At 73.1% G+C, this 6,195-nt stretch carries 6 protein-coding genes; 1 reads left to right on the forward strand and 5 read right to left on the reverse strand.

The annotated features are described in order from the left end of the window. Positions 1-94: 94 nt before the first annotated feature. The 5 genes from H5J33_RS19945 to H5J33_RS19965 form a co-directional block, all read right to left on the reverse strand. The gene (locus tag H5J33_RS19945) at positions 95-256 is read right to left on the reverse strand and encodes a hypothetical protein (protein WP_181796290.1); all 162 of its coding nucleotides are present in this window, start codon (positions 254-256) and stop codon (positions 95-97) included. A 426-nt stretch (positions 257-682) separates the two neighbouring features. Continuing rightward, a complete protein-coding gene (locus H5J33_RS19950) occupies positions 683-1,141 on the reverse strand; it encodes a MaoC family dehydratase (RefSeq protein ID WP_181796291.1) in 459 nt (152 codons plus the stop codon). A 76-nt stretch (positions 1,142-1,217) separates the two neighbouring features. After that, positions 1,218-2,780, reverse strand: a complete 1,563-nt coding sequence (locus H5J33_RS19955) for a long-chain fatty acid--CoA ligase (RefSeq protein WP_181796292.1) — start codon at positions 2,778-2,780, stop codon at positions 1,218-1,220. A 13-nt stretch (positions 2,781-2,793) separates the two neighbouring features. Further along, positions 2,794-3,675: an amidohydrolase family protein gene (locus H5J33_RS19960; protein WP_181796293.1), complete on the reverse strand. Its 882-nt coding sequence runs from the start codon at positions 3,673-3,675 to the stop codon at positions 2,794-2,796. Positions 3,676-3,707: 32 nt separating this feature from the next. Beyond that, positions 3,708-4,619 (reverse strand): SDR family NAD(P)-dependent oxidoreductase, encoded by a 912-nt coding sequence (locus H5J33_RS19965; RefSeq protein WP_181796294.1) that lies wholly within the window; start codon positions 4,617-4,619, stop codon positions 3,708-3,710. 110 nt (positions 4,620-4,729) lie between these two features. On the opposite strand from H5J33_RS19965, the gene H5J33_RS19970 reads away from it, so the two are divergent. Next, the gene (locus H5J33_RS19970; protein WP_309485447.1) at positions 4,730-5,602 is read left to right on the forward strand and encodes a PaaX family transcriptional regulator C-terminal domain-containing protein; all 873 of its coding nucleotides are present in this window, start codon (positions 4,730-4,732) and stop codon (positions 5,600-5,602) included. Positions 5,603-6,195: the final 593 nt, after the last annotated feature.

Raw genomic sequence — 6,195 nt, forward strand, 5'->3', positions numbered from 1 at the left:
GAGCGGGACTGAGGGAACCGTTCGCGTCAGGAGGCGGCTGAGCCGTTCCCGCGGTGCGGACGGCGAGGGATGCGCCTGTGCCTCACGGGAGGACTCACCCCGATGCCGGCAGTCCCCGCCTCCGCAACTCAGGTGCCAGGCCGTCCGAGAGCCAGTGGGCCTCCTCCAGGTTCGGGAACCCGGAGAGGATGAACTCGCTCGACCCGACCTCGCGGTACTCCTCCAGCCGGTCGGCGACCTCCGCGTGGCCGCCCACGAAGGCCGGCGCCGAGCCTCCGGCCAGCAGCCGAAACCGCCCCAGAGGCCGGGCGCCACGTGGAGACTGTGCGGGTCCCCGATGCCGGCCCCTTCGAGGAGGCGGTATGCGAGGGCGCCGACAACCGGATCGAGGTCGACCGCACCCCCGCCACGAGCGCAAGGCCGAGTGCTTCCTCGCCGTCGCCGCAGTCCTCATCGCCGGCTCACCGACCGGAACGGCCTGAGAGCCTCGCCACGGCCCCGGCACCGTCGCCCAGAGGTTCCCGGCACCAACACGGTTCGGCGGACGCCCCGCTGAGCGCCATCCGATTCCTTGCGGGAGCCGCGCGGTGCTCGGCGGGGTGTGCGGCGGCCAGGAGCCGTCATCCGCTCGGAGCCGGTGGACGGGAATCCGGCCCGGATGGGACTCGGGGCCCGGGCGGTCTCAGGCGTAGTGCCGGTAGACGGCCTGGGCGACGCACGCGGGCTTGGTGCCTCCCTCGATCTCGACGGTGAAGGTGAGTGCCATCTGCACGCCGTCGCCCTTGACGTCCTCCACGGAGTCGACGACGCCGTGCAGGCGGATCCTGGCGCCGACGGGCACCGGGCTGGGGAAACGGACCTTCTCCAGGCCGTAGTTCACGCTCATGGAGATGCCGTCGATCTCCAGCAGCTCGTTGAAGAGCGGAATGATCAGGGACAGGGTGAGATAGCCGTGCGCGATGGGCCCGCCGAAAGGGCCGGCCTTGGCGCGCTCCGGGTCGGTGTGGATCCACTGGTGGTCGTCGGTGGCGTCGGCGAAGGTGTTCACCCGGTCCTGGGTGATCTCCCGCCAGCCGGTGCGGCCGAGGTCGGTGCCGGCCAGGGACTTCAGCTCGTCGAGACCGTGGGCGGTGGTGGGCATGGGGGTCCTTCCGGTGTTTGCGGCGCGGGTGTGCGGGGTGCGGGTACGCGGGTACGGGCCCCCGGGGTACGTGGGGTCAGCGTGGCGCGGGCGGGCGGTCGTCGTCGGCGCCGGCGGTGGCCGGGGCGTAGGCCGCGCGCACCGCGGGTTTGACCAGCTTGCCGGAGGCGGTGCGGGGCAGGGCCTCGGCGAAGACGACGGACTTGGGGATCTTGTACTTGGCCAGGCGGCCGCGCAGATGGCCGAGGATGTCCGCCTCCTCCGCGCGGGCCCCGGGTTTGAGGACGACGACGGCCCGGCCGACCTCGCCCCACTGCGCGTCGGGGACGCCGATGACGGCGCACTCCTCGACGGCGGGATGGCCGAGGACGGCGTTCTCGACCTCCGCCGGGTAGACGTTCTCCCCGCCGGAGATGAACATGTCCTTGACCCGGTCGACGATGTAGGCGAAGCCGTCCTCGTCGGTGCGGGCGACGTCGCCGGTGCGCAGCCAGCCGTCGTCGGTGACCGCGGCGGCGGTCTCGGCGGGCCGGTTCCAGTAGCCCGTCATGACGTTGGGCCCGGACACCAGGATCTCCCCCCGCTCCCCCGGCGCGGCGTCGCGGCCGTCGGGCAGGACCACGCGGGTGTCGGTGAAGAAGTGCGGCACCCCCGCCGAGCCGGCCTTGGCGGAGGTCTGCTCCCGGTCCAGGAAGAGGATGCCGGGGGATGCCTCGGTCATGCCGTAGCCCTGGGCGAAGGCCAGCCCGCGGGCGAGGTAGACGTCGATGGTGCGTTCGGGGACCGGTGCGCCACCGCAGTTGACGCTGCGCAGGCTGGTCAGGTCGGCCTCGGGCCAGCGCGGCCGGGCGGCGAGCGCGTCGTACATGGTCGGCACGCCGAACATGCAGGTCACCCGGTGGCTCTCGATCAGGTGCAGGACCCGGTCGGGGTCGAAGGCGCCGAGCAGGACGACCCGGCCGCCCTTGAGCAGGGTGGGCAGGCAGGTCATGTTCAGCGCCGCGGTGTGGAACAGCGGTGCGGTCACCAGCGTGACCTCGTCGGCGGCCAGGTCGAGGTCGACCAGGACGTTGACGCTATTCCAGACGATGTTGGCGTGCGAGAGGACGGCGCCCTTGGGCCGGCCGGTGGTCCCCGAGGTGTACATGATCATGCACGGGTCGTCGGGGGCCACCGGCTCGTCCAGCGGTTCGGTGCCGGCGGCGGCGAGCAGCTCGTCGTAGCCGAGGGCGCCGGAGCCGGGTCCCGCGAGGGCGATGCGGTGGGAGACGCCGGCGTCGGCGGCGGCCGCGGCGGCGGCCTCCGCCTGCTCGGGGGCGTGCACGAGGACGGCGGCGCCGGAGTCGGTGAGGTGGTAGGCCAGTTCGGGCGCGGTCAGGCGGGTGTTGAGCGGGACGAACACCGCGCCGAGGGCGCCCGCCGCGAACAGCGTCTCGAGGAAGGCCGGGTGGTTGGGGCCCAGGTAGGCGACCCGGTCGCCGCGGGCCACGCCCAGGGCGCGCAGGGCGTGGGCCAGGCGCAGCACCCGCTCGTGCAGGTGCCGGTAGGTGATCTCGCGGTCCTCGTGGACCACGGCGATCCGGTCGGGGGTCTTGCGGGCTCGGCGTGCGGGCCAGGAGCCGATGCCTTGGTTGCGCACGGCGGCCTCCGTTTCAGTCTGTGGTCAGGCCGAGCAGGCGGGCTGCGTTGTCCTTCAGGATCTTGGGGCGGACCTCGGGTCTGATGTCGAGCTTCTCGAAGTCGGCGAGCCAGCGGTCGGGGGTGATGACCGGGTAGTCGGAGCCGAAGAGGACCTTGTCCTTGAGCAGGGTGTTGGCGTAGCGCACCAGTTGCGGCGGGAAGTACTTCGGGGACCAGCCGGACAGGTCGATGTACACGTACGGCTTGTGGGTGGCCACCGCCAGCGCCCCGTCCTGCCAGGGGAAGGACGGGTGGGCGAGGATGATCCGCAGCTCGGGGAAGTCCACGGCGACGTCGTCCACCAGCATGGGGTCGGAGTACTTCAGCCGGATGCCTCCGCCGCCGGGGACGCCCGCGCCGATGCCGGTCTGACCGGTGTGGAACAGCGCGGGCACGCCGAGTTCCTCGATGGCCTCGTACAGCGGGTAGGCGAGGCGGTCATTGGGCGCGAACGCCTGGATGCTCGGGTGGAACTTGAAGCCCCGCACGCCGTGTTCCTCGACCAGGCGGCGGGCCTCGCGGACCCCCGCGCGGCCCTTGTGGGGGTCGACGGAGGCGAAGGGGATGAGGACGTCGGCGTGGGCGGCGCAGCTCTCGGCGACCTCTTCGTTGGAGATCCGCGGGTGCCCGGTGGCGTGCTCGGCGTCGACGGTGAAGACCACCGCGGCCATGCTGCGTTCGCGGTAGTGCGCGGCCATCTCGTCGATGGTCGGCGTGCGGTGCCCGTGGGCCTTGAAGTACTCCTCGGAGGCGCCGAACAGCTCGGGGCTGAGCGCGCCGTGGCCGTCCTTGGAGATCTCGGCGTGCGTGTGGACGTCGATGGCGACGAGCCGGCCGGGGTTCGGGGATGTCATCGTCGGCTGACCTTCCGTGGGCGGTGGGAGGTTCAGGCGCCGGGGGCCTGGGGGGCGGGGATGCCGTACGTCTGCGGCTCGCGGCCGACCGAGACGGGCCAGGCCGCGGCGATGTCGTCGGCGCTCCAGCCGCCGTCCCGGTAGGCGGTGGCGACCTCCTGCGGGTGCGACCACAGGGCCAGTTTGTCGCCGCCGATGCCGACGCACTGGCCGGTCACCGAAGCCGCGGCGTCGGAGGCGAGGTAGACGACGAGGCCGGCGACGTCCTCCGGGGTGCCGAAGCCCTCGGCCTTGCGCAGCCGGTCCGGCAGCGGCTCGCCGCGTTCCTCCCACGCCTCGATGTACGGGGCGAAGGCCGGGATGGTGCGGGTCATGCCGGTGGCGGCGACCGGGACCAGGGCGTTGACGGTGATGCCGGCCCGGGCCAGTTCCATGGCCCAGGTGCGGGTCATCGCGGCGATGCCGGCCTTGGCGGCGGCGTAGTTGGTCTGGCCGAAGTTGCCGCGCTGCCCGGCCGGGGAGCAGGCGGTGATGATGCGGCCGCCCTCGCCCTGTTCGCGCATCCGCACGGCGGCGGCCCGTACGCAGGTGAAGGTGCCGCGCAGATGGACGCGGACGACGTCGTCGAAGTCGTCGTCGGACATCTTCCACAGCACGCGGTCGCGCAGGATGCCGGCGTTGGTGACCATGACGTCCAGCCGGCCGAAGGCGTCGACGGCCCGGGCCACCAGCGCCTCGGCGACCTCGCTGGTCCCCACCGGGCCCACCTCGGCCACGGCCCGGCCGCCGGCCGCGGTGATCTCCTTGACCGCGTGCTCGGCGGCCTCTGCCGCCACGTCGTTGACGACCACCGCCGCGCCGGCGCGGGCCAGGGCGGAGGCGTAGGCGAATCCGAGGCCGCGTCCGCCGCCAGTGACGACGGCGACCTTGTTCGAGAGATCCATGTGTGCGCAGTCCTTTGCCTCGCGGGTGTGCCGACCCGGCCGACGTTAGGCGTATCTATTACCGCCGTCAATGGTGTGCCGAACTTTCTCTCCGCCCTACACTGAGCCGCGTGACCGGGACAGAGACCAAGCCCTCGGCGGGCCAGGAGGAAGGTGCCGCTGCGTCCGCGCGGCCGCAGACGCTGATGCTGAGCTTCCTGGGCCTGTACGTCCTGGAGCACGGCAGCGCGGTCTACTCGGGCAGCGTCATCGACGTGTTCGCGCGCGTCGGGGTCTCCGAGGACGCGGTGCGCTCCACGCTGACCCGGATGGTCAAACGCGACCTGCTGGCCCGTCACCGCCGCGGCCGCAAGATGTACTTCGGGCTCACCGCGCGCTCCACCGAGGTGCTGCGCGACGGTCACGACCGCGTCTGGGGCGCGGGCGCCGTCAACCGCGACTGGGACGGCACCTGGACCCTCGTGGGCTTCTCGCTGCCCGAGGCCTGGCGCAGCCAGCGCCACGACCTGCGCTCACGTCTGGTGTGGGCCGGCTTCGGCCCGCTGCAGAACGGTCTGTGGATCGCGCCGGGCCACCTGGACGTCCCCGCCGTCGTCGCCGGGCTCGGGCTGGAGGACCACCTCAACGTGCTGCGCGGACACGCGGCCGAGCCGACCGAGGCCGCGCAGCTGCTGCACCGGGCCTTCGACACGGCCGGCATCGCCGGGCGCTACCGTGCCTTCCTCGACCAGTGGGACCGCCCGGACCCGCTGCCGTCCGCCCCCGACGACCTGGCCCGGCAGCTCCTGCTGCACACCGACTGGCTGCAGGTCGTCCGCTCCGACCCGCGTCTGCCCGCCGAGCACCTTCCCGCGGACTGGCCCGCCATCCGCGCCGAGCAGGTCTTCCGCGCCCTGTCCGCCCAGTACGACGCCCCGGCCAAGCAGCTGGCCGACGCGGTACTGGACACCATCCCGGCGGAGCCGGCGGCCGGGCGGGACTGAGCGGGGCGGGGGCGGCCACGACCGCCCCACGGGCACGACCGCCCCACCAGTACGGCACCCCTCCACGGGTATGGGCCGTCCCACGGAGACGGTCCGCCCTGTCGTCGCGGCCACGGACAGCCGTACGGCCAGGGGCCCGCGAACGTTCGTCCGACTGGGGGCCCGCAAACGTTCGTCACTTCATTGACCGCCGTCCACGATCGGCCCTATATTCGGCGCACCCGCCGCTGGGACCGGGGCTCCGCGGACCCTTCCGCCCCGCCGTCCGCCTGCCCATCGGCGGCTCACGGACACCCGCACGGCCGGCACAGCCCGCCGAACAGCACCCCGAGGCGCCCTTCGGCGGTCGTCCCCTCGCCCGCACGCCCTTCGTACGCCGCTCCCGTACCGACACGCGCTCCCGTTGGCAACGCCTTCCGCACAGACACGCCCACCCGCCGCACAGCCCCGTCCGCCGTACAGAGATGAGCCCGCACATGCCCAAGTCCGCGCTCGGCGCGGCCGCCCTGGCCGCCGCCCTGGCTCTCGCCGCAGCAGCGCCCTACGCGCTCGAACAGCGCCTGTACGACCTGCTGACCCGGCACGCCCAGGAG

This window comes from Streptomyces sp. WELS2, from assembly GCF_013870595.1.
Classification (GTDB): domain Bacteria; phylum Actinomycetota; class Actinomycetes; order Streptomycetales; family Streptomycetaceae; genus Streptomyces.